The organism is Tateyamaria algicola (assembly GCF_047715485.1).
Lineage (GTDB): Bacteria > Pseudomonadota > Alphaproteobacteria > Rhodobacterales > Rhodobacteraceae > Tateyamaria.
Genome location: NZ_CP180422.1, coordinates 3,617,325 through 3,640,577, shown reverse-complemented (window position 1 = coordinate 3,640,577; position 23,253 = coordinate 3,617,325). Strand labels below are relative to the sequence as shown.

Genomic DNA, 23,253 nt, shown 5'->3' with positions numbered 1-23,253 from the left:
ACGATGCATATCGGCCTGATCGGAGGTATCGGTCCTGCGGCGACCATCTCGTACTACCAGCGTTTGACCGACGCGATGCGGGCGCTGGCTGCGCCGCTGGAGTTGACCATCGTCAACACAGAGGCGTCGACCCTGCTCGCCAACAACTTGGCCGGTGACCGGACGGCGCAGGCGCAGATTTATGCGGACCTCATCGACCGCCTGAAAGCGGCGGGCGCTGACTGCGCTGCCATCACCTCGCTGGGTGGGCATTTCTGCTTTGACGAAACTGTCGCCCTGTCCGCCTTGCCATTGGTCAGCGCCGTAAGCCCCTTGGATGCGTTCTTCGCCGCGCAAGGGTTTGGGACGGTGGGCCTTCTTGGCACGGGTGTCGTGATGCGCACGCAGCTTTATGGCCAGCTTGAACAGACCAAAGCCATTGCACCGCACGACATCGATGATGTTGGAACCGCATATACCGACATGGCGCTGGCGGGCACGTGTACGGATGCACAGCGCGATTACTTCATCGCAAAAGGCCGCACCCTGATCGAGGCGGGCGCACAAGCCGTTGTGCTGGCCGGGACCGATCTGAACCTTGCCTTTGACGGGCGCGACGTGGGCTATGAAGTCATCGACGCGCTTGATATTCATGTGGCCGTGCTGGTTGACCTTGCAACCGGGCGCGCCACCCTGTCCGACCATTCCGTAGGCGGTACTGCATGAGCACTCAAAACGACAATCCCGCAGACGCATTCAAAAAGGCCCTCGCCGAGGCGACCAAGGTCATCGCGCATGATCCCGAGTTGAACGTCAGCTATTCGGTCGATCCTGCCGGGGTGTCAGGCGACTCCATGCGTCTACCCCAGGTCAGCCGCCGCATGACGCGGGACGAGGTGTTGCTGGCACGCGGCACCGCTGATGCGCTGGCCCTGCACCGGCGCTATCACAACGGTCAGACGCATGCGCGCTATACGCCCCAGGGCGAAATGGCCCGCGACCTGTACGAGGCGATGGAAACGGCGCGCTGCGAGGCCATGGGCGCGCGCGACATGCCGGGCACGGCCGGAAACATCGACGCCAAGATCAACCATGACGCCATGCGCCGCGGCTATGATCAGTGCAAACAGGCCAGCGACGTCCCCCTCGCCGCGGCGGCAGGTTACCTCGTACGCCACCTCGCCACGGGCCGTGACTTGCCTGGCGGCGCGCAGAACGCGATGGAGCTGTGGCGCGGGTTCATCGAGGATCAGGCGGGCGGCACGCTCGACAACATCGACGACATTCTGGACGATCAGGCCGCCTTTGCCCGGTTTGCCCGGCAGGTGATCACCGATTTGGGCTACGGCGACCAGTTGGGCGAAGACCCCGATCAGATCGACGAGGATCAGGAAGACCAGGCCGAAGAAGGCCAGGAAGAGGACCAAGAGCCCGACAGCACCGGACAGGACGATCAGGACGACGAAGAAGCCGAAGGCAGCCCCGAATCCTCGCAGGAAGAGCAACAGGATGCGAGCCAGGCGCAGGTCTCCATGGATGACATGGCCGATCAGGAACTGGGCGAAGAGGCCGAGATGCCCGATGGCGAGGCCCCGCTCGAACCCCCTGCCCCCCAGCCCGTGTCCGAGGCCGATCCCGACTACAAAGTCTACCTCGACACCCATGATGAAGAGATTTCCGCCGAGGACCTCGCCGAGCCGGTCGAGCTGGAGCGTTTGCGCGCCTATCTTGATCAGCAGCTGGAACCGTTGAAAGGCGCGGTCAGCCGCCTCGCCAACAAGTTGCAGCGCCGCCTGCAGGCCCAGCAGAACCGCAGTTGGGAGTTCGATCTGGAGGAAGGCACGCTCGACGCCGGCCGTCTCGCGCGGATCGTCGCGAACCCCACAACGCCCCTGTCCTTCAAGGTCGAGAAGGATACCGAGTTCCGCGACACCTGCGTGACGCTGTTGCTCGACAACTCAGGCTCCATGCGTGGCCGCCCGATTTCCATCGCCGCCATCTGTGCGGACGTTCTGGCCCGCACGCTCGAGCGCTGCAATGTGAAGGTCGAAATCCTCGGCTTTACCACGCGCGCGTGGAAAGGCGGATTGGCGCGCGAAGCGTGGCTGAACGATGGCCGCCCGACCCAGCCCGGGCGTCTCAATGATCTGCGCCACATCATCTACAAGTCCGCCGACGCACCCTGGCGGCGCACCCGCCCCAATCTGGGCCTGATGATGAAGGAAGGGTTGCTCAAGGAAAACATCGACGGCGAAGCGCTCGAATGGGCGCATCGCCGCATGGTCGCCCGCCCCGAGGCGCGCAAGATCCTGATGGTGATTTCCGATGGCGCGCCGGTGGACGATTCAACTTTGTCCGTTAACCCCGCGAATTACCTGGAAAAACACCTGCGCGACGTGATCGCCATGGTCGAGCGCAAGAAAGTGGTCGAACTGCTGGCCATCGGCATCGGGCATGACGTGACCCGCTATTATGACCGCGCCGTGACCATCACGGATGTGGAACAACTGGCCGGTGCGATGACCGAACAACTGGCCGCGCTGTTTGACAGTGATCCACGGGCACGGGCGCGCGTCATGGGCATGAAGCGCGCAAGTTGATATCGACCCTCCGGGGGGATTTTTAGAACAGAGAAGGGGACGGCCATGTTCCAGAGTTTCGAGGTCACCGCGCGCCCCGAGCAGGGTCCGCCGCGTTTGGACGCGTTGCGCGCACAGATCGACGCCGCTGGTCTGGACGGGTTTCTGGTGCCCCGCGCGGATGCGCATCAGGGTGAATATGTTTCGGCTCGGGATGAGCGTTTGGCGTGGTTGACGGGTTTCACCGGCTCTGCCGGGTTTTGCGCCGTGTTGCGCGATGTGGCTGGCGTGTTCATCGACGGGCGTTATCGCACGCAAGTGAAAGCGCAAGTGGCCGATGTCTACACGCCCGTACCCTGGCCCGAAGTGTCACTGGCCGCGTGGTTGAAAGAGCAGTTGCCAAAGGGCGGGCGCGTTGGCTTTGATCCCTGGCTCCACACCCCCGGGCAGATCGCACAAGCCGAAAAGGATTTGATCGGAACCGGTGTGGCGCTTGTCCAATGCCAAAACCTTGTGGATCGCATCTGGGAGGATCAGCCCGCCCCCGCCGCCGCCTTGGCCAAGATACATCCGCTTGAATTTGCAGGGGAAAGCCACGCGGACAAACGCGCACGTCTGGGCAAGGATCTCGCCGATGCAGGGGCCAAAAGCGCCGTCATCACCTTACCGGATTCGCTCTGCTGGCTGTTGAACATCCGCGGCGCGGACATCCCGCGCAATCCCATCGCCCAGGGCTTTGCCATCCTCCACGCCTCGGGCGCGGTGGACCTGTTCATGGACGCGGCCAAGTTGAGCGAGGTGCGCGACCACCTCGGCGCGGAGGTGACCTGTCATCCACCCGCAGCGTTTCTGGACCGGTTGCAGGACCTTGACGGGCCTGTGCGCCTCGAAAAAACCACCGCCCCTGTCATCGCAGCCGATACGATTGGGGACCGCGTGCAATGGGGTGACGACCCCTGCGCCCTGCCCAAAGCGTGCAAGAACGCGGCCGAAATCGCAGGCACCGCCGCTGCACATTTGCGCGACGGGGCCGCCGTCGTGGAACTGCTGGCCTGGCTTGATACACAAGCCCCCGGCAGCCTGCGCGAGACGCAGGTCGTCACCCAACTCGAAACCTTTCGCCGGCGCGACAACGCCCTGCAGGACATCAGTTTCGAGACCATCGCAGGCACAGGGCCCAACGGCGCGATCATGCATTACCGCGTGACGGAAGAGACCGATAGCACGCTGGAGGACGGTCAGTTGATCGTGCTGGACAGTGGCGGGCAGTACCTCGACGGCACCACCGACATCACGCGCACCATCGCCATTGGCGCACCGGCCGACACGGCGCGCGCCGCCTTTACGCGGGTTCTGATGGGCATGATTGCCATGTCACGCCTGCGCTGGCCCACCGGACTGGCAGGCCGCGATATCGAGGCGATCGGGCGGGCCCCCTTGTGGTATGCGCATCAGGATTTCGACCACGGGCTTGGCCATGGTGTCGGCGCCTACCTGTCTGTCCATGAGGGGCCGCAGCGGCTTGCCCGCACCAGCACGGTGCCGTTGCAGGCGGGCATGATCCTGTCCAACGAACCGGGGTACTACCGCGAGGGCGCCTTTGGCATCCGCATCGAAAACCTGATCGTGGCCGAAGTGGCCGAGGCCCCGGATGGCGGCGATGCGCATCGCGACATGCTGTGCTGGCGCACGCTCACCTTTGCGCCCATCGACCGGCGCCTGATTGTGGTCGAGATGCTCGATGCACCGTCGCGCGACTGGCTCAACGCCTATCACGCTGAAACGCTTGAGAAAATCGGCCCCCGCGTATCGGATGAAGCGCGGACCTGGTTGCAAGGGGCCTGCGCGCCGCTCTAGCACTGGTGGCGCTGTCACCGATCTGTTACCCATGCCGTTCATCACAGTACAGACTTTTCAAGGAGGCACCCCCATGGCCGATCACATCACGATCCGCAAAGCACCCGGCACCTGGACCGTGCGCGCCGGTGGTGCCGTTCTGGGCGAAAGCAGCAATGCGCTGGAACTGAGCGAGGGCAGCTATCCCGCGGTTGTCTATTTCCCGCGTGACGACATCGCCATGGCCTTTCTGGACCGCACGGACAAGACAACGCATTGTCCGCACAAGGGCGATGCCACCTACTTCTCTGTCGTGACCAAAAGCCAGACGCTGGAAAACGCAGTCTGGAGCTATGAAACCCCCAAGGACGGGGTGGCGCGCATCAAGGATCACCTTGCCTTTTACGTCAGCGACACGATTGCGGTCGAGCAGATCTAGGGTCGGCGGGTGGGCGCCTTTTGCGCATCAAAGCGCAAAACAGTGCACCCGACGGCCTCAACTATGTTCTTCGGCTGCGGTGGCGGCAAGGGCGCGGTTGTAGGCTTTCAACGCATCCACATGAAACAGCGCGCCCTGTAACTCGGGCGCTGCGTTTTCGCCGGTCAATGTGACAACCGGAATGAATCGCACCTGCGTGCGATCAAAGACCGGCATTGCCACCTCCAGCGTGGCCGCCGCATCCACATAAATGCCTTCGCCAATCATGTCCCAACACTGCGCCTCATCCGCCGCACGCGCATCATCCGGCTTGCGCATGACCGCGCTGACCCGGAACATCGCAAGCAGATAGGCCTGCGGCCCGGCAGCCAGATGCACGCCCTTTCGTTCCAGCTGCGTCAGGAAAAAACTGCGATCCACGAGGCGCGAGGACAGCGCCGTCGACATCGACACCGCCACCATCACCGCCAAACCCGTCTGCCAGTCCCCCGTCAGCTCGAACACGATCAGCGTGGTTGAAATCGGTGCGCCCAACACGGCCGCCGCCACCGCCCCCATGCCCGCCAGCGCATAAAGGGTCACAGACCCCGACACATCCGGGAAAATACTTGTGGCCACCAGGCCAAAGCCCAGACCGGACAGTGCCCCGATCATGAGCGAGGGCGAGAACACGCCGCCCCCCATACGCCCCGCCATGGTGATCGCCACAGCGGCTGTTTTCATGACCACAAAGACGAGCACTTCGTTCAACGCCAACTGCCCGGTCAGCGCCAGCGACGTGGTTTCATATCCCACCCCGATGATGTGGGGATAAAAGATCGCCATCCCACCCAGCAAGGCCCCGGCCACGGCAGGGCGCAACCAGCGTGGCATGCCAGTGCGCGCCTGAAAGGCGCTGCCGACATCGTCCGTCCAGAAGATTGCGCGCATCAGCACCACCGACACCAGACCGCAGAACAGGCCCAGCAGCAGAAAGGCCGGCAGTTCCTGATAGAACAGCAGCTCATTCTCTTCGGGCAGCATGAATTCCGTCACACCGCCGAATTCAAGCCGGTTGATCACGGTCCCGGCCACGCTCGCGATCACGATGGGCGCAAAGGCGTGAACGGCAAAGTGGCGCAACACGACCTCCAGCGCGAACAGCGCCCCGGCGATCGGTGCGTTGAAACTGGCAGAAACAGCCGCAGCCACCGCGCAGCCCAACAAATCGCGCCCCGTGATGCCATCCGCCTTGATCCAGCGGCAGACCTTGGTCGAGATCACGGCAGCGATATGCACCACCGGCCCCTCCCGGCCCGTCGACCCGCCCGAGGACAGCGTGATGAAACTGGCAAAGGCCGAGGCCACACCGGCCCGTGTGCCCACGCGCCCATCGCGCAAGGCCGCCCCTTCGATCACATCCGCAACCGACCGGGCGGTGCCGTCATGGGTGAACTTGTGCAGGATTAGCCCGGTCAGCAAGCCACCCACGATGGGGATGACCAGGATCAGGTACCACGGCAGAGACGAGACAAAACTGTGCAGGTGCTGCACGTCATCCGTGCCATAAAGCCAGGCCTGCAGCGCCTCGATCCCCTTGCGAAAGAACAGGGCCGCAAACCCGGCGGCGATTCCGATGGCCAGCGCGATGAACCAGAACTGCACCTGGCTCGGGCCGCGATGGCGCAGCACTTTCCACCCATCCCGGCAGGCGTTGACCGCAAGGTCAAACTGGTGCGCGATGATGGGGCGGTGTGGGGCGGACATGAGAACCGGACCGGATCATGATTGGCAAATAGCTGCCCCGTCTTAGGCCATGTTGCAGCGCAGCGATAGCCCTGAGCCATCGCAAATCCGTGTAAGTGGCCTCAGCCACTCAGCAGCGCGCGGGCCGCGCCGCGTGCTTCATCGGTGATGGTGTCCCCGGCCAGCATGCGCGCGATCTCGTCAATCCGGTCCGGCGCGCCCAGCGGTATGACATTAGAGGTGGTCATGCCCTTGCGCACCTGCTTTTCCACACGCCAGTGATGCGCCCCAAGGGCCGCCACCTGGGGCGAGTGCGTGACGACCAGCACCTGCCCGCCATCGGCCAGCGCCGCCAATCTGCGCCCGACCGCATCGGCAGTTGCCCCGCCCACACCACGGTCGATTTCGTCGAATATCATGGTCAGGCCGGACTGTTCGCGGGTCAGGCACACTTTCAGCGCCAACAGGAACCGGCTGAGTTCACCGCCCGAGGCGATCTTGTTCAGCGCACCCGCAGGCGCGCCGGGATTGGTCGCAACGGAAAACGCAACCGTATCGCGCCCCTCTGGGCCAGCCTCGCCCGCCTCGATCTGTGTGGCGAACACGGCCCGTTCCATCTTGAGCGGGGCAAGCTCGGCCATCACGGCCGTGTCGAGCGCCTTGGCCGCCTTGCGCCGCGCCGCGCTCAACTTGTCTGCAGCGGTGTCATAGGTCGCCTCGGCCTGGCTCAGGGCACTGCGCAACCGCCCCAAATCCGCATCCCCTGCATCCAGCGCCTCGAGTTTGGCGCGCAGCGTGTCTGCAAACCCCGCCAACTCGTCCGGGGCCACATCATGTTTGCGTGCAAGGGCCCGGATCGCGAACAGACGCTCTTCGGTCTCTTCCAGCTCTGACGGGTTGAAGGTGAGGGTGTCGAGGGCGGACACAACTCCATCCGCCGCCTCGTCCAGTTCGACCATCGCACGCGCCAATGCAGCCAGGGGCGCGTCCAACTGCCCCTCGGCCTTGTCCGCCACACCGTCAAGCCAGCGCAGCGCATCGCTCAGTGCCCCCTCTGCCCCGTCATGCCCCAGCAGCTGATGCGCACGTTGCACGTCATCGCGGATGCGCTCGGCGCCCTGCATCATCCGCCGCTTGGTATCCAGCGCCGCCTCTTCCCCCGGTTCGGGGGAAAGTTGATCCAGTTCGGCCACCGCATGGCGCAGAAATTCCTCTTCATCGCGGATGGCGGCCATCGCGGCCTCTGCGGCTGCCAATGCCTTTTGCGCTTGCCCCATATCGCGCCAGGCGCTGCGCGTGCGCTCGCGCGCCGGGCCAACGCCCGCAAAATCATCCAGGATCGCGCGATGCCCACGTGGGTTCAGCAGTCCACGATCATCATGCTGGCCGTGCAGTTCAATCAACGTGTCACTCAGCGCACGCAGCACCTCGCCCGAACAGCGCCTGTCATTGACCCACGCCGTCTTGCGCCCGTCCGCCGTGTTCACGCGGCGCAGGATCAACTCGTCACTGACGGGCAGCCCAGCCTCTTCGAGTACGGCGCGCGCGGCATGCCCCTCGGCCAGATCGAACCACGCGGTCACCTCGCCCTGTGCCGCGCCCTGGCGCACCAGTTCCGCGCGGCCCCGCCAGCCAAGCACAAAGCCCAGCGAATCCAGCAGGATGGATTTGCCCGCACCGGTTTCACCGGTCAAAACGTTCAGACCCGGCTGGAACGCAAGTTCCAACCGGTCGATGATCAGCATGTCCGAGATATCAAGCCCGCGCAGCATCAGCGTTTGTCCGTTGAGCGGGCACCGCCCGCGACCCGTTTAAATCCAACGGCCCTTGATCATGTGGCGATAGATCTGTGCCAGCCAGCCGTCACCCCGTGGGCGCGGCTCAAGCCCCTGCCCTGTCAGCAGTTTGTAGCTGTCCTCGTACCAATCGGTCGATTGGAAGTTGTAGCCGAGGATCGCACCAGCCGTCTGCGCCTCGTCCGTCAGGCCCAGCGACAGGTAGGATTCGACCAGCCTGTGCAGCGCCTCTGGCGTGTGGCTGGTGGTCTGGAAATCCTCGACCACAACGCGGAAACGGTTGATGGCAGCGGCGAAGTTGTCGCGGCGCAGATAGAAACGCCCGATCTCCATCTCCTTGCCCGCAAGGTGATCAAATGCGAGGTCGAATTTCAGGATCGCGGATTTCGCATATTCACTGTCGGGATAGCGCTCGATCACTTCGCGCAGGGACTGCAACGCCTGAAAGGTCAGGCCCTGATCCCGGCCCACTTCGTCGATCTGGTCATAATAGCTGAGCGCCAACAGGTAGGACGCATAGGCCGCATCATCATCATCGGGATAAAAGTCGATGAACCGCTGCGCGGCGGACCGGCTGTTGGGGTAATCCTTGTCCCGGTGATGGGAAAAGGCCTGCATGATCAATGCGCGGCGCGCCCAGTCGGAATAGGGATACAGACGCTCGATTTCCGAAAAATAGAACGCCGCCTCGGTCGGATCGCCGCTTTCCAGTTCGAACTCGCCCCGCCCGAAGATCTGTTCGGCGGTGAATGTCTCAAGCGGGACTTCCTGCTGGTTGAAGAAACCGCCGGTTGTCGGCCGTCCATTGCCGCCACAGGCTGCCAACACTGCCGTCATCGTCATGACTGTTGCCAGTCGCGAAATGGATTTGCCCCGGATCATGCTTTGCTACCCCCAAGCACCCTCAACACCGCCTGTTTCAGGCTGTTTGCCTGTCTCTATCACAAACAGAACGGGGGATAAAATGACGATTTCACATGGCCTCAGGCAACGGCCGGAATCTCGTCCCAGACGAGGCCCGCACCGGGCAGGCGCGCCGTCATATCGGAGTCGCATGTGACCATCCTGTAAGCGCCGGGCGTCGCAAAGACGTCGCGCAGCAACTGGTTCGTCAGCGTGTGACCGGCGCGCACGCCCGTGTAGTGTCCGATCAGGGGCGCACCGGCGAGGGCGAGATCACCCAGGGCATCCAGCATCTTGTGGCGCACAGGCTCATCCGCGTGGCGCAGACCACCGGGGCTGGCCACCTTGTCACCGTCAAAGACAACCGCGTTCACGCCCGGCGCACCGCCCAGTGCCAGCCCGTTGGCCTGCATCTGTTCGACATCGCCCTGACGGCAGAAGGTGCGGCTATCGCTCAATTCGCGGGCAAAGCTGCCGTTGGACATGTTCAGCGACTTGGACTGACGGCCAATGGCGGCATCGGCAAAATCGATGTGAAAGTCGATGCGCATGACCTGCGCGGGTGCCAGGGTCGCGGTGGCGTCGCCTTGGGTCGTGGTCACGGGCTTGAGGATTTCGATGGCGCGCACACGTGCAGGCAGGCGGCGCAGGCCGCGATGCATGATGCCGCGCACAAACGGAACGGCAGAACCGTCAAGGATCGGAACCTCGGGGCCGTCGATTTCGACCAGTGCGTTATGAACGCCGCACCCGGCCAGCGCGGCCATGACATGCTCGACCGTGCTGACAGAAATGCCCGCCGTGTTGACCAATGTGGTACACAAGGGGGACTGACGCACCGCATCGTAGCGCGCAGGGATCAGCGTATCGCCGGTTTCGATATCCGTGCGACGGAACCAGATGCCGTGCTCGGCCATGGCCGGGCGGATCGTCAATTGCGCAGCCTTGCCGGAGTGCAGGCCGCACCCGGTAAATGTAACTGGCCCTTTGACTGTCGTTTGCACTGGTCCCACCTTTGACGCTTTTGTGACAGGACAACAGCTATGGAGTGCGCACGAAACACTCAACTCAATCTTTGTAACCGTCTGAAACATGGCCGACACAATTGGGCAGCATCGCGCGCAGCTATTGGCAAGGCACTGTTTTCAAATGTAAAAAGGGCCGCCATTTGGCGACCCTCCAATTTGTTTGTGACCAGAATTTAGTTCGCCTGGCGCCGCAGGAAGGCCGGAATTTCGATCCGCTCCTGATCGGGGTCGACCGCTTCGGTGGGTTGCGGTGCGGGCGCAGGTGCCGGTGCGGCCGCGCGGGCCTGAACCGGAGGTTGCTGACGCGCAGGGCGTTCCGCAGGGGCACCTTCGGCTGTGCCGGTCATGCGGTTGATCAACGAGTTGATGCCAAAACGTGGACGCTCCCCTGCCCCGCCAGCGCCCGCTTCGGCGGCGGGCTGTGGCGCTGCAGCCGGTGCGGCCTTTTGCGTGGCTGCACGCAAACGGGCCAGCGCCTCGGGCGATGGTGTGCCGGGGGCCGGTGCGCGTGGCGCGACAAAGGTTTCAGCCGCAGGCAGCTCGGGCTCAGGTGTCGGCTCGAACGCTGCGACCTGTGGCTGGTATGCCGGGGGCGGCAGATCGTCCTGTGCCGCTGCCGGTGTTTCGTCGGCAAAGATGTCTTCGGCCATGTCCTGCGCAGCGGCTTGCTGCGCGTCGATGTCCTGGAACAGCGAGGGTTCTTCGGCCGCCGCCGCAACAGGCGCAGGGGCCGGTTCGGGCATGGGTTGCGGCGCAGGGGCCGGTTGCTCGGTCGTGGCCGCAGGCGTCAACGGCGCTGCCATCGAGCGGCGCGGCACCGGGATTTCCGAATGCACGTCTGTCGCGTCGATACCGGTTGCCACAACGCTGACGCGCATCATGCCTTCCATCGCCGTGTCGAGGGTCGAGCCGACGATAATGTTGGCATCCGGGTCCACTTCCTCGCGGATGCGGTTGGCCGCCTCGTCCAGTTCGAACAGGGTCAGGTCGTGGGCACCGGTGATGTTGATCAGCACACCCTTGGCACCGCGCAGCGAAATCTCGTCCAGCAGCGGGTTGGCGATGGCCTTTTCTGCAGCCTGGATCGCGCGATCTTCGCCATCGGCCTCGCCCGTGCCCATCATGGCCTTGCCCATCTCGTCCATCACGGCGCGCACATCGGCAAAGTCGAGGTTGATGAGGCCGGGACGGACCATCAGGTCGGTCACACCTTTGACGCCCTGATACAGCACGTCATCAGCCATCGAGAACGCCTCGGTAAAGGTCGTCTTTTCGTTGGCAAGGCGGAACAGGTTCTGGTTGGGGATGATGATCAGCGTATCGACCATCTTTTGCAGGGCGTCGACACCGTCTTCGGCCTGCTTCATCCGCTTGGCACCTTCGAACTGGAAGGGCTTGGTCACAACACCGACCGTCAGAACACCCAATTCGCGGGCGGCTTGGGCGATGATGGGCGCAGCGCCCGTACCGGTCCCGCCGCCCATGCCGGCGGTGATAAAGCACATGTGCGCGCCAGCAAGGTGATCCACGATCTGTTCGATTGATTCTTCGGCCGCGGCAGCGCCGACAGAGGCGCGGGCACCCGCGCCAAGGCCTTCGGTGACCTTGATACCCAGCTGGACCCGGTTGGCGGCGGCGGACTGTTGCAGCGCCTGCGCATCGGTGTTGGCAACGACGAAATCGACGCCATCCAGTTCTTTTTCAATCATATTATTGACGGCATTGCCACCTGCGCCACCAACGCCAAAGACGGTGATGCGTGGTTTCAGCTCGTCGTTTCCGGGCATTGATAGGTTCAAGGTCATGAGGTCGGTCCGCCTGTCTGGTTTGCCGCATTCGCGGGTTTTTTTGTGCCTAAATCGGGTCAATCCTATCGTCCAAAGGCCCCAACGTCACCCAAAAAACGCAAAAACACCGCAAAATATGGGCGAATTCTTGCTATTTTTCACCGCATATCCGCCGATGCCCCAGATATTGGGATCACCAGTTGTCGCGGAACCATTTGACAGCGCGTCGTAGCGAGCGCGCCGGGTAGCGATCATGCGGGATGTCGAAATCCCACCATTCGTCCTGTGGGTGTGCTGCAAACAGCGCCAGCCCCACCGCCGAGGCAAAGCCGGGGCCCGTTGCCGCCTGCGGCAGGCCATGCACGCGCAAGGGGCGCCCCAGACGCACCTGCTGGCCCAGAATCTTCGAGGCCAGCCCGTCAAGGCCGGGGATCTGGCTGCCGCCGCCGGTCAGCACGATCTGCTGGCTGGGCAGATGGTCGAACCCAGCTGCATCCAAACGGGCGCGTACTTCTTCCAGGATTTCTTCGACACGGGGGCGCATGATGCCGATCAACTCGGCGCGCGACGCAGTGCGCCGATCGTGCTCGTAATCGCCCGTGTCCCCGCCGATCTCGATCATCTCGCGGTCATCCATGCCCGTGGCATGCACGCCGCCATAGAATGTCTTGATCCGCTCGGCATTGGCTGTGGGCACCTGCAACCCCATCGAAATGTCCGAGGTCACGTGATCCCCGCCCATACGCACCGCATCGGCATAGATCATGTGCTTCTTGATAAAGATCGACACGCCGGTCGACCCGCCCCCCAGATCAATGCAAGCCGCACCCAGCTCCTGCTCGTCCTCGACGAGGGCCGCGATCCCGGACGCATAGGCCGAGGATGCAATCCCCGCCAGCTCGAGATCACAGCGTTTCACACAATGCGCCAGATGCTGCACGGCAGCGGCATCGACGGTCAGCATATGCAGATCGACCGCCAGTTCATTGCCCAACTGCCCCCGCGGGTCCGACAGACCCGACCGGTGATCCAGCGCAAAGTTTACAGGCTGTGCGTGCAGCACCTCGCGGTTGTCGCCATAATCCGGCACATCGCAGCGCGACAGCACCCGGGCGACATCCTGTTCGGACACCACCTGCCCTTCCAGATCGACCTGCGCGTCCAGCCCATAGCTGCGCGGCTCGGCCCCGGAGAAACAGGCGATCACGTGATCGACACGGATACCGGCCATCTTTTGCGCAGCCTGCAACGCGGTGCGAATGGCCCGTTCGGTTTCCTGCATCGCGCAGATCTCGCCGAAACGCACCCCACGCGAGCGTGTGGTGGCGGCCCCGATGACACGAAACCCCGACTGCCCGGCGAGCGAGCCAATCTCGCCCTCCTCTCCCAGCTTGGTGGTGCCGTCAAAGCGCAGCACAAGGCAGGCGATTTTCGAGCTGCCCACATCCAGAATGGCGACGACACCCCGCTGCATCGCGATCTTGCGCATGTTCCGCATACTGCGTTGGTTGTCGTAAAGGTCAGTCATCACTGTTACTCGGTCCCGGAATTCAACTGTCTGATGCGCAACCATTCGTCGGTCGCCGTGGCGTTCATGCGGACGGTCGGCCGCTCGGCAAGGCGCAGATCAATGCGGGCAATGTCGCGGCTCAGCACTTCATCTACACCGTCCAGCGCGATCACACGTTCAAGCGCCTGCACAGCGCCCTTCGCAGGCAGCATGATGCGTTGATTGCGGTCCAGCACCACATCCCAGCGGCGATCCCCAAGACGCACCAGCCCGCGCAACCGCTCGCCCAGAGGCGCACCAGCGTGGATCAGCATCAGCGCCTCTTCGACATGCGCAGGCGCGCCTTCACCGGCGATAACCGGCAAATCCGGGCGCACCCCACGGCGCGCGACAAGGCCCACCTGTGCGCCGCTGTCATCGACCAGCATCAGCCCCTCGGGACGGCGCCAGATCGCAACCGGCACGCGGGGCGTCACATCGACCTGCAAGACGCCGCCCGGACGGATGCGTACGCTGGCTTCCTTGACGGGTGGCATTTCCAGAACGCGGGCGCGGATGGCCGACGGGTCGAGATCGAAGGACGAGATCGGGAAATCAAGCGGGACGGCACTGCGGATCGCATCGGCCAGGTCGGCACCGCCACCGTCGATGGCCATCAGGTTCACCATGAACTCGGGGCGCTGTTCGATGCTGGCGCGCGCCTCTGCGACCGTTTCGTGAATGGCAGCTTGGGTGTCGGGATCGGACAGCCACCAGGTCGAGACGCTCAACGTCAGCAAGAATGGCACCCCGGCGCGCAAGGCCAGCCGAAACAGCGGCGTCAGCATCAGGCGCTGCATCCGCCATGACCAGCGGGACGGCGCGGGGTCGGCCTTGGGGGCGCGCCTTACCGGTTGCATGATGCATCCTCCACCATCCACGCGCACAACTCACCAAAGGAGATGCCCGCCGCCTGCGCCTGCTCGGGCGTCAGCGATGTGGGCGTCATGCCGGGCTGCGTGTTGGTTTCCAGCAGGATCAATCCCGCCGCCCCTTTGCTCTCATCCCAGCGGAAATCGGTGCGGCTGACCCCCTGCACCCAAGTGCGTTGTGCGCACGCACCGCGTAGTCGAGGCACAGTTCGGTGATTTCGGTGGGCACATCGGCCGGGATCACATGGCGCGATCCGCCGGGTTTGTATTTCGCATCATAGTCGTACCACCCGTCAGTCAGGATGTCCGTCACCCCCAAGGGGCGGGTGCCCATGACAGTTGTGGTCAACTCGCGACCGGGCGCAAAGGCCTCGACCATGACCTCTTCGGGCATCTCGTCACCCAGCTTCGGCGGGCCATTGGCCGCTTCGTGGACGAGGTAGACGCCGACACTCGATCCTTCGTTGTTCGGCTTGACCACATAGGGGGGCGCCATGACATGGGCGGCGCGGACATCTGCGGCAGGCGCGATCACGCTGTCCACCACGGGCAAACCGGCGGCGCGATAGACATCCTTGGTGCGCTGCTTGTCCATCGCCAGGGCCGAGGACAGGACACCGGAATGCGAATAGGGGATGCCGAGCCATTCCAAAAGGCCCTGCACACAGCCGTCCTCGCCCCACCGTCCGTGCAGGCAATTCAGGATGGCATCGGGTTTTTCGGCGTCCAGAACGGATGCAAGATCGGGGCCGGCATCGACCTCGATCACACTGTATCCCATGTCCCTCAGGGCAGCTGCGCAGGGTTTCCCGCTCGCGAATGACACCTCTCGTTCAGCCGAGGGGCCACCCATCAACACCACCACTTTCGGGGACGTCCTGCTCGACTGACCCGCCATGTGCTCTCGTCCTGGGGTCCGTTTTCGAACCCTCGTTGGTTATTGCCGATTTCGTATTGTTTTTGTCGGCCCGCCCTGCCTGCAAGCTCCGGTTTTTATGGGTCCGGTTCGCCTACACGCATGATTTCCCATTCTAGCGTGATGCCGCTGGAATCGTAAACCTTTTTTCGCACGTCTTCTCCTAAACCTTCGAGGTCGGCCGCCGTGGCGCCCCCTGTGTTGATCAGGAAATTGGAGTGTTTCTCGCTCATCTGCGCCCCGCCACGCCGCGCGCCGCGCATGCCAGCATCGTCAATGACCTTCCACGCCTTGAGGTCGTGCACGTCATCGGCCCGCCCGGTCGAGGAAAAGCCCGCCGGGTTGCGGAATGTCGATCCGGCGCTGCGATCCTTGGTCGGCTGGGTGGCGTCGCGCTTGGCCAGTTGGTCCTGCATGCGCGCGTTCAACTCTGCCGGATCGCCCATCGACCCGCGCAGGGTGACCCGCGTCAGCACCGCCCCCTCGGGCAGATCGGACTGGCGATAGCGGAAATTCAGCGATTGCGCGTCGAACCTGCGCACCTCGCCCGTGCGCAGCACCACCTCGGCGCTTTCGAACACGTCCGCAGTATAGCTGCCGTAGCAGCCAGCATTCATGCGCACCGCACCGCCGACAGAGCCGGGAATGGTGCGCAGGAATGTCAGATCGACACCTGCATCCGCCGCACGCCGCGCAACATGGGCATCAAGGGCCGCCGCCCCTGCCCTGACACAGGTGCCGTCAACCTCGATCCCGTTGAACCCGCGCCCCAGCCGGATCACCACGGCACGCAACCCCCCATCCCGCACGATCAGATTGCTGCCGACGCCCATGGGAAAGACCGCAACGCCCGGATCAAGCGCACGCAGGAAATCGCTCAGGTCCTCGACGTCCGCAGGCTGGAACAGCCAGTCCGCAGGGCCACCCACCCGCAACCATGTGAGGGACGACAGGTCCTTTTGCGGGGTCAGGGTGCCGCGTACATCTGGCAGATCATGTTGCATGGGCGCGCAATGGCCCGCAGCGGTGGCCACGTCAAGTGGCCTTGGCATGGCGGCGCATCAGCCAGGCAAAGACCGCGCCCCCGATTAGGCCCGCCGCCATGGGCGGCGCCATCAAAAGGGCGACTATGGTCAGGGCATAGCCATCGCCCGGCAGGCCATCGAGGGGCACGCGCAGGACCAGCAGGAACAGGGCCGCCAGCCCGCACACAGCCGCCGCGAGCAGACGCACCATATGCGCCCGCGCCATTGCGTACCCCGCAGCACAGCCCATCAGCAGCGCGGCTATCGCAACGGGCATCATCGGCGCACCTTGTCCTTGATCCAGCGGGTCAGGTAGATGACCGGCCAGCGCAGGATGCTCATCCCCGCAACCATCACGAACAGGCCCGCACCGGGCCCGTGCTGCCATGTGACATAGCCCACGATGGGAATGCCGATGGCGATCAGCACATAGGCGTTGGTCCAGTGATTGTCCTTGCTTGGCATCATGGCCAGCACATTGGCGATAACAGCCCAGAAACAGGCGAGGATAAGCGAGGTCGTCATGAGCGCAGCTCCGGCGGAAGTTGGGGGTTTTGTCCACGGGCCTTGGCCCAGAAATAGCGCAGCGGATTGCGGAACATCGACACAAAGGCGGCCAGGGCCAGCACGCCCGCCCACCAGGCCACGGCCACTCCGATCCAAAGGATCAGCAAAGGCGCCGCAATCAGCAGCGCGATGCCCGGAATGTACTGATGGCGCATGGGCAGCATGGCCACAGCGGTGGCGGCGAACACCCAGGCAATACAGGCGATCAACAGCGTCATGCAGCCGCCCGCCCTGCCGCCCGTTTGGCGAAATAGGCAGCACCGATGCCCGACAGGGACATGACCGCGAGGTAGAACGCCAGCAGGCTGAGCATGAAGGTACTGAGACCCACCGCGCTCTCTACGCCGAGGTTCACCGGGCGGGACAGTTCGACCATCCACTGATAGCCAAGAAAGTTCGCAGCCACCCAGATCAGCCCGGCGATACGCGTGTTGATCCACGCCACCCCAAAGGCAAGCGCCAGTGCGAGGATGCCAAGGGCGACCAGCATGGGCTTACGCCGCCCCTTTTGCAAACGGCCCGGCAGGCCGTTGGCCCAGGCACTGATGGTCCCGGCCCCAAGGCACACAACCATGTCGCCGGGCCGCGCCTGTTCGCGCACAAGGCGTTCCAGGTCGTCTTCGCCCATCACGGCGCGCGCATGGCGGTGGCCATGGCGGATCAAGCCCGCGACCAGATCATCGCGGCTGGCGCCTTCGATCGGGTCTTCCCCGGCGGCAAAAATGTCGGTGATGCCAACCACGTCGGCATCGTTGAAACAGGCGCAAAATTCATCGAAATGGTGATGCAGCCGCGTATAGCGGTGCGGCTGATGGACCGCGATCACGCGGCCTGATGTGGCCTGGCGGGCAGCTTTCAGCACGGCGGCAATCTCCACCGGGTGGTGACCATAATCGTCAATGATCGTGACGCCCTCAATCTCTCCCACGCGGGTAAAGCGCCGGTTAACGCCGCCAAACTCGGCCAGCGCCTTGCGGATCTCTTCGCCCTTCATGCCCAGATGGCGGGCCACGGCCACGGCTGACAGCGCGTTCGAGACGTTGTGATCGCCCGGCATGGGCAGGCTGCAACCTTCGATCACCTTGTCTTCGGCCTGCAAGGCAATGTCGAAATGCGCCACGCCGTTTTCATAGGTCAGGTTCATCGCCCGCACATCGGCCTGGGCGTTGAACCCGTAAGTCACCACGCGGCGGTCGGTGATCTTGCCCACAAGGCTTTGCACATCCGGATCGTCAGTGCAGCACACAGCCAGACCGTAAAACGGGATGTTGGACACAAAGTCGTAAAAGCCCTGATGCAGCGCCTCTTCGGTGCCCCAGTGCTCCATATGCTCGGGGTCGATATTGGTCACGATGGCGATGGTCGCAGGCAGGCGGTTGAAGGTGCCGTCGCTCTCGTCCGCCTCGACCACCATCCACTCGCCGTCGCCCTTGCGCGCATTGCTGCCATAGGCGTGGATGATCCCGCCATTCACAACTGTCGGGTCAAATTTGCCCTCATCCAGCAAGGCGGCGACCATCGTCGTGGTCGTGGTCTTGCCATGGGTGCCCGCAATCGCGATGTTCGAGCGCAGGCGCATCAACTCGGCCAGCATCTCGGCCCGGCGCACGATGGGCAGGCCGCGCGCACGTGCGGCGTCCAGTTCGGCATTGCCCGGTTTGATGGCGGAGGAGATGACGACAACTTCGGCGTCTTCGACATTCTGGGCCTGCTGGCCGACAAAAATATGCGCGCCCAATTCAGCCAGCCGATCCGTGATGGGCGAGCGTTTCAGGTCCGATCCCTGCACCACATAGCCATGGTTCAACAGCACCTCGGCGATGCCCGACATGCCAATGCCGCCAATCCCGACGAAATGAATGGGGCCGACGTCTCCGGGCAGTTTGGTTGCGGCGTTCATGTGGTCCCTTTCTGTGCAAGGGTTTCTACGAGGCTGACAAGGTGTTCCGTCGCTTCGGGCTTGCCCACCCCCTGCGCGGCCCGTGCCATGTGATGTGCGCCGTCGGGATTGTCCAGAACGATTGCGATCTGCTGGGCAACGGTTTCAACCGACATCTGGCTTTCGGGGATCAGGATGGCGGCACCGGCATCCACCAGCCCGCGCGCATTGGCGCTTTGGTGATCGCCTGTTGCCGCCGCATAGGGGATCAGGATCGACGGGCGGCCAATGACCGAGATATCGGCAACCGAGGACGCGCCCGAGCGCGAGATGATCAACTGCGCCTCGGACATGCGGCGTGGCACGTCGTTGAAAAAGGGCTGCACATCCGCACTGATCCCGTGTTCTGCATAGTAGGTGCGCACGCGCTCTTCATCCTCGCCGCGCGCCTGATGGCTGACGCGCAGGTTCTGCAACCGCTCCATCGGCAGGCTCGCAATCGCGGGCGGGATCACGTCGGACAGGATGCGCGCGCCCTGGCTGCCGCCGATCACGAGCAGCTCCATCGGATAATCGCCGGGCGGGATATAGGCCGCTCCGGCCCGCTCCAGCACCGCGCCACGCACCGGGTTGCCCACATGCACACCCTCCACCCCTTCGGGCAAGATGGTGGGCCAGGTCCCGCAAGCCACGGTGTTCACCCGTTTGGCCAACAGGTTGTTGACCCGCCCCAACACGCCGTTTTGTTCATGGATCATGCGCGGCAGGCGCAGGATGGTGGCGGCCGCCATGGCAGGAATTGTCGGGTAACCGCCAAAACCCACGACGACCGTCGGGCGGTCGCGCCACATCTTGACCTTGGCCGCGGTGATCCCGGCCAGGATGCGGAACGGCACAGCCGCCTTGGCCAACACGCCGCCACGGGCAAAGGTGGCCGAAGATATCTGTTCGATCTCGGTCGTGTGGGGAAAGCCGCCCGTGTAACGCGCACCGCGCGCATCCGTGCTCAGCTTGACCCGCCAGCCGCGCGCCAGCATCGCCTCGGCCAGGGCCTGCGCGGGAAACATGTGCCCGCCCGTGCCACCTGCGGCAATGAGCAAAAGCGGTTGGCTCATCTGCGCCCTCGTCCCAGCAAATCGGCGATCTCGCCCTGTGGGCGCGACCGGGTGAAGGCCAGCAACATGCCCACGGCAATGCCCGAGGCAATCACCGAACTGCCGCCATAGGACACAAACGGCAGGGTCATGCCCTTGGCCGGCAACAGACGCACCGCCACACCCATGTTGATCATCGCCTGCACACCGAACATGCAGGCCAGGCCCGTCCCGGCAAGGCGGATGAACGGATCACGTTCCCGCACCAGCCGTAAAAGCGACCGCACCACGATGCCGGTATAAAGCGCGATGATGCACAAAACGAGGATCAGGCCATATTCCTCGGCCGCCACGGCAATGATGAAATCCGTGTGCGCATCGGGCAGCGACCACTTCACCTGCCCCTCGCCCACACCGACACCGAACAAGCCACCCTCCTGGATCGCGTTCGTGGCATAGCCAAGCTGTGTGCGCGGATCGACATCCGGGCTCAGGAACCCGTCAATGCGACGGGCAAAGTGCTCCGAGTTCGAATAGGCAATCGTGCCCGCAAAGACGACCAGCCCGGCCATGCAGACCAGCAACACCATCGGCGCACCGGCCACGAAGTACATCACACCCCAGCCAAACAGCACAAGGCACGCCTGACCAAAGTCAGGCTGCAACGCGAGCATCAAAACGATCGAGATGCACAAGGCAAAGGACCATACCCTACCGGGAGGGCCGTTGATGTCCTGACTGGCGGCCATCATCCAAGCGGCCGCAACCACGAAACCGGGTTTCAGAAATTCAGACGGCTGGATCGCGGCAAAGCCAAGGCTGTACCAGCGCATCGCACCCTTGCCGAAATCCGTCCCGAAAAACGGCAGCAACGCCAGCGCCACAAAGGCAACGAGAAAGCCCAGCACAGCCAGACGGCGCACCACAAGGGGCGACATCATCGAGGTGATGATCATCGCAATCAGCGCGGCCACACCGAACACGGCCTGTTTGGTCACGTAATGAAATGGGGGAAAGCCGTTCTTTTCCGCCAGCGGCACCGAGGCGGCCAGCCCCAGCAACAGCCCGATGGCAAAGAGGATCAGCACACAACTCAGCGACCACTTGTCGATGGTGCGCCACCACTTGGGAAGAATGGGTTCGCCGTCCCGCACCGGAACTGCGCCATAGACCATTTCTGTCATGATCTGCCGCCTTGCTGCCTGTCACTGCCTCGGGTCCCCGGTTTTTCCGAGGTACTCAAAGCGCAGCATAGCGGCAAAACTTCGCGCGGGCTAGCCCTTGTAAATCAGGGCCCCGCGCGCCCTTAGGCGGCTTTGTGCGTACCGCGAATGGGAAAGCCGTTTTCGCGGTGGAACTGGATACCGGCCAGCACCCCTTCGAGGTCGGGGCGCATGAAGGGCACATTCGACACATCGACCATCTGGATCACGCCATCGGGGTTGATCACAAAGAAACCGGGTTCGGGGAACGGGCGGTCGGTCTCCTGCGGGCTGCGCGGGTCCGAGATATAAAGCCCGAGGGCCGCCATCTGCGCCACGCTCAGGCCGAAACCCATCGGCAGTCCCGGCGCAAATTCGTCCGACATGGCCTGCGCCTTGTCCAGCGGATCGCCCGAGGCAACGGCAACGTCGATGCCCGCCGCGTGATACTGCGCCTGCAGGCCCTGCAACTTGGCGAGGTAGTCCTTGCATTTGGGGCAGTGCAGCCCGCGATAGATCACCACGATCTGCCAGTCATGCCCGCCTTGCGGTGCGCCAAGCGTCAGGGTGCCGCCCCCTATCTTGTCGAGGGTCATCTGCGGAAACGGGGTGCCTGCGGGCAATGCGGTCATGGTCTGGCCTTTGCATGGTTCGGGATGGGCTCAGCCTAGCCCGAGGGTCACGGCACGCAAGCCCAATGCTTGACCCCAACTGTGCAATCCTGCACGGGGGCGTCATGGATTTTGATACGATTGTCATCGGGGCCGGCGCGGCAGGCATGATGTGCGCAGCCCATGCCGGGGGCCGCGTGCTGGTGGTCGATCACGCCAGGGCGCCAGGGGAAAAGATCCGGATTTCAGGCGGCGGGCGCTGCAACTTCACCAACATGTATTGCGACGCGCATGCGTTCATCTCGGAAAACCCGCATTTCGCCAAATCCGCCCTGGCACGCTACACGCAATGGGATTTCATCGCCCTTGTGGATCAACACGGCATCCCCTGGCACGAAAAGACGCTGGGCCAGTTGTTTTGCGACACGTCCGCCAAGGACATCATCGCGATGCTGCGCCAACTCATGCAGGCGGCGGGCGTGGAGCTGCATTTGCAAACAGAGGTCACAGAGTTTGCAAAGCATATCGATGGGTTCACCATGACGCTGAACGGCAAGCGCAAGGTCACGGCCCGCAACGCCGTCATCGCAACAGGGGGCAAATCCATCCCCAAGATGGGGGCCACCGGGTTCGCCTATGACGTGGCGCGCCAGTTTGGCCATCGCCTCACCGCGACAGACCCCGCCCTCGTGCCCTTCACCTTCCCCGACCGCCGTTTTGCCGACATCTCGGGTGTGGCCTGCCCGGCGCGGGTCACGGCAAACGGACCCGCCTTTGACGAGGCCATCCTGTTCACCCATCGCGGATTGTCAGGCCCTGCAATCCTGCAAGCCTCCAGCTATTGGGAGGCGGGGCAGCCGGTGACTGTGCATCTGAACCCCGAAACCGATCTGGGGGCCGTGTTGCGCGACAAACGGCAAACGGAAGGCAAGAAAGCACTCACAACCGAGCTGGCGCGCCACCTGCCCGCGCGGCTGGTGGATCACCTGAGTACACAGTTCGATCTCAGCGGCCGCCTGGGCGATCTGTCCGACAGCCGTATCGACGCGCTGGCCCACGATCTTGCGCATTGGCAACTCACTCCCGGCGGCACCGAAGGGTACCGCACCGCCGAAGTCACCCGGGGCGGCATCGCCACGGATGAAATCAGCTCGAAAACCATGATGTCAGCGCGCGCCCCCGGCCTCTATTTCATCGGCGAAGCCGTGGACGTCACAGGCTGGCTGGGCGGCTACAATTTCCAATGGGCCTGGTCCTCGGCCATGGCCGCCGCGCGCGCGCTACGGGGCTGATATCTGTCTCGGAGCCGCGTTCGCCTGAGACCGGACAGACAGTCCGGAGACGTGCAGACAGGCACAATCGCCGAGGGGCCCCGCACGCGGGGAGACGGCTATTGTGCTTGGCGGCACGGGTCAGGGCTGTCAGGACAGGATCAGGCGGGCGTGGGTGCGTGACAGATATCTGTC

At 63.7% G+C, this 23,253-nt stretch carries 19 protein-coding genes and 2 pseudogenes; 5 read left to right on the top strand and 16 right to left on the bottom strand.

The genetic code is table 11. The features are described from left to right. Positions 1-3 precede the first annotated feature (3 nt). From ACMHLQ_RS20410 to ACMHLQ_RS20395, 4 genes are all read left to right on the top strand, one after another. Positions 4-705, top strand: a complete 702-nt coding sequence (locus ACMHLQ_RS20410; RefSeq protein WP_415402506.1) for an aspartate/glutamate racemase family protein — start codon at positions 4-6, stop codon at positions 703-705. Further along, complete coding sequence (gene cobT, locus ACMHLQ_RS20405) at positions 702-2,579, top strand: cobaltochelatase subunit CobT (protein ID WP_415402505.1); 1,878 nt, start codon at positions 702-704, stop codon at positions 2,577-2,579. Before ACMHLQ_RS20410 ends, cobT begins: the two co-directional genes overlap by 4 nt. Positions 2,580-2,624: 45 nt before the next feature. Further along, positions 2,625-4,415, top strand: coding sequence for an aminopeptidase P family protein (locus tag ACMHLQ_RS20400; RefSeq protein ID WP_415402504.1), 1,791 nt, complete (start codon positions 2,625-2,627; stop codon positions 4,413-4,415). A 73-nt stretch (positions 4,416-4,488) separates the two neighbouring features. After that, complete coding sequence (locus tag ACMHLQ_RS20395; protein ID WP_415402503.1) at positions 4,489-4,833, top strand: DUF427 domain-containing protein; 345 nt, start codon at positions 4,489-4,491, stop codon at positions 4,831-4,833. Between the two features lie 57 nt (positions 4,834-4,890). Here the strand turns inward: ACMHLQ_RS20395 and ACMHLQ_RS20390 are convergent, their stop codons facing one another. The 16 genes and pseudogenes from ACMHLQ_RS20390 to ACMHLQ_RS20315 all read right to left on the bottom strand — a co-directional run bounded on the left by ACMHLQ_RS20390 (position 4,891) and on the right by ACMHLQ_RS20315 (position 21,808). Then, entirely contained in the window at positions 4,891-6,579 is a 1,689-nt protein-coding gene (locus tag ACMHLQ_RS20390; RefSeq protein WP_415402502.1) for a chloride channel protein, read from the bottom strand. 101 nt (positions 6,580-6,680) lie between these two features. After that, positions 6,681-8,330, bottom strand: a complete 1,650-nt coding sequence (recN, locus tag ACMHLQ_RS20385) for a DNA repair protein RecN (protein ID WP_415402501.1) — start codon at positions 8,328-8,330, stop codon at positions 6,681-6,683. Positions 8,331-8,369: 39 nt separating this feature from the next. Next, complete coding sequence (locus ACMHLQ_RS20380; RefSeq protein ID WP_415402500.1) at positions 8,370-9,236, bottom strand: outer membrane protein assembly factor BamD; 867 nt, start codon at positions 9,234-9,236, stop codon at positions 8,370-8,372. 101 nt (positions 9,237-9,337) lie between these two features. Then, positions 9,338-10,261: a UDP-3-O-acyl-N-acetylglucosamine deacetylase gene (lpxC, locus tag ACMHLQ_RS20375; RefSeq protein WP_415402499.1), complete on the bottom strand. Its 924-nt coding sequence runs from the start codon at positions 10,259-10,261 to the stop codon at positions 9,338-9,340. Between the two features lie 197 nt (positions 10,262-10,458). Further along, complete coding sequence (gene ftsZ, locus ACMHLQ_RS20370) at positions 10,459-12,090, bottom strand: cell division protein FtsZ (RefSeq protein ID WP_415402498.1); 1,632 nt, start codon at positions 12,088-12,090, stop codon at positions 10,459-10,461. 175 nt (positions 12,091-12,265) lie between these two features. After that, the gene (gene ftsA, locus ACMHLQ_RS20365; protein WP_415402497.1) at positions 12,266-13,600 is read right to left on the bottom strand and encodes a cell division protein FtsA; all 1,335 of its coding nucleotides are present in this window, start codon (positions 13,598-13,600) and stop codon (positions 12,266-12,268) included. Positions 13,601-13,605: 5 nt separating this feature from the next. Beyond that, positions 13,606-14,481 (bottom strand): cell division protein FtsQ/DivIB, encoded by an 876-nt coding sequence (locus ACMHLQ_RS20360; protein WP_415402496.1) that lies wholly within the window; start codon positions 14,479-14,481, stop codon positions 13,606-13,608. Next, positions 14,469-15,391, bottom strand: a pseudogene (locus ACMHLQ_RS20355) (D-alanine--D-alanine ligase). The gene ACMHLQ_RS20360 and the pseudogene ACMHLQ_RS20355 overlap by 13 nt, the downstream one beginning before the upstream one ends. A 95-nt stretch (positions 15,392-15,486) precedes the next feature. Then, entirely contained in the window at positions 15,487-16,413 is a 927-nt protein-coding gene (murB, locus tag ACMHLQ_RS20350) for a UDP-N-acetylmuramate dehydrogenase (protein ID WP_415402495.1), read from the bottom strand. Between the two features lie 31 nt (positions 16,414-16,444). After that, complete coding sequence (locus tag ACMHLQ_RS20345) at positions 16,445-16,711, bottom strand: hypothetical protein (protein ID WP_415402494.1); 267 nt, start codon at positions 16,709-16,711, stop codon at positions 16,445-16,447. Beyond that, complete coding sequence (locus tag ACMHLQ_RS20340) at positions 16,711-16,959, bottom strand: DUF2484 family protein (protein ID WP_415402493.1); 249 nt, start codon at positions 16,957-16,959, stop codon at positions 16,711-16,713. The genes ACMHLQ_RS20345 and ACMHLQ_RS20340 overlap by 1 nt, the downstream gene beginning before the upstream one ends. After that, a complete protein-coding gene (locus tag ACMHLQ_RS20335; RefSeq protein ID WP_415402492.1) occupies positions 16,956-17,219 on the bottom strand; it encodes a DUF2484 family protein in 264 nt (87 codons plus the stop codon). Before ACMHLQ_RS20335 ends, ACMHLQ_RS20340 begins: the two co-directional genes overlap by 4 nt. Positions 17,220-17,503: 284 nt before the next feature. After that, positions 17,504-18,901, bottom strand: a pseudogene (murC, locus tag ACMHLQ_RS20330) (UDP-N-acetylmuramate--L-alanine ligase); the annotation flags it as partial. Beyond that, positions 18,898-19,995, bottom strand: coding sequence for a UDP-N-acetylglucosamine--N-acetylmuramyl-(pentapeptide) pyrophosphoryl-undecaprenol N-acetylglucosamine transferase (locus ACMHLQ_RS20325; RefSeq protein ID WP_415402491.1), 1,098 nt, complete (start codon positions 19,993-19,995; stop codon positions 18,898-18,900). The gene ACMHLQ_RS20325 and the pseudogene murC, both read right to left, overlap by 4 nt. Continuing rightward, entirely contained in the window at positions 19,992-21,158 is a 1,167-nt protein-coding gene (gene ftsW / locus ACMHLQ_RS20320; protein ID WP_415402490.1) for a putative lipid II flippase FtsW, read from the bottom strand. Before ftsW ends, ACMHLQ_RS20325 begins: the two co-directional genes overlap by 4 nt. Positions 21,159-21,280: 122 nt before the next feature. Beyond that, positions 21,281-21,808: a redoxin domain-containing protein gene (locus tag ACMHLQ_RS20315; protein ID WP_415402489.1), complete on the bottom strand. Its 528-nt coding sequence runs from the start codon at positions 21,806-21,808 to the stop codon at positions 21,281-21,283. A gap of 104 nt (positions 21,809-21,912) precedes the next feature. Between ACMHLQ_RS20315 and ACMHLQ_RS20310 the strand changes: the two genes are divergently transcribed. Continuing rightward, on the top strand, positions 21,913-23,079 hold the full coding sequence (locus ACMHLQ_RS20310; RefSeq protein ID WP_415402488.1) for an NAD(P)/FAD-dependent oxidoreductase: 1,167 nt from the start codon (positions 21,913-21,915) through the stop codon (positions 23,077-23,079). Positions 23,080-23,253 lie beyond the last annotated feature (174 nt).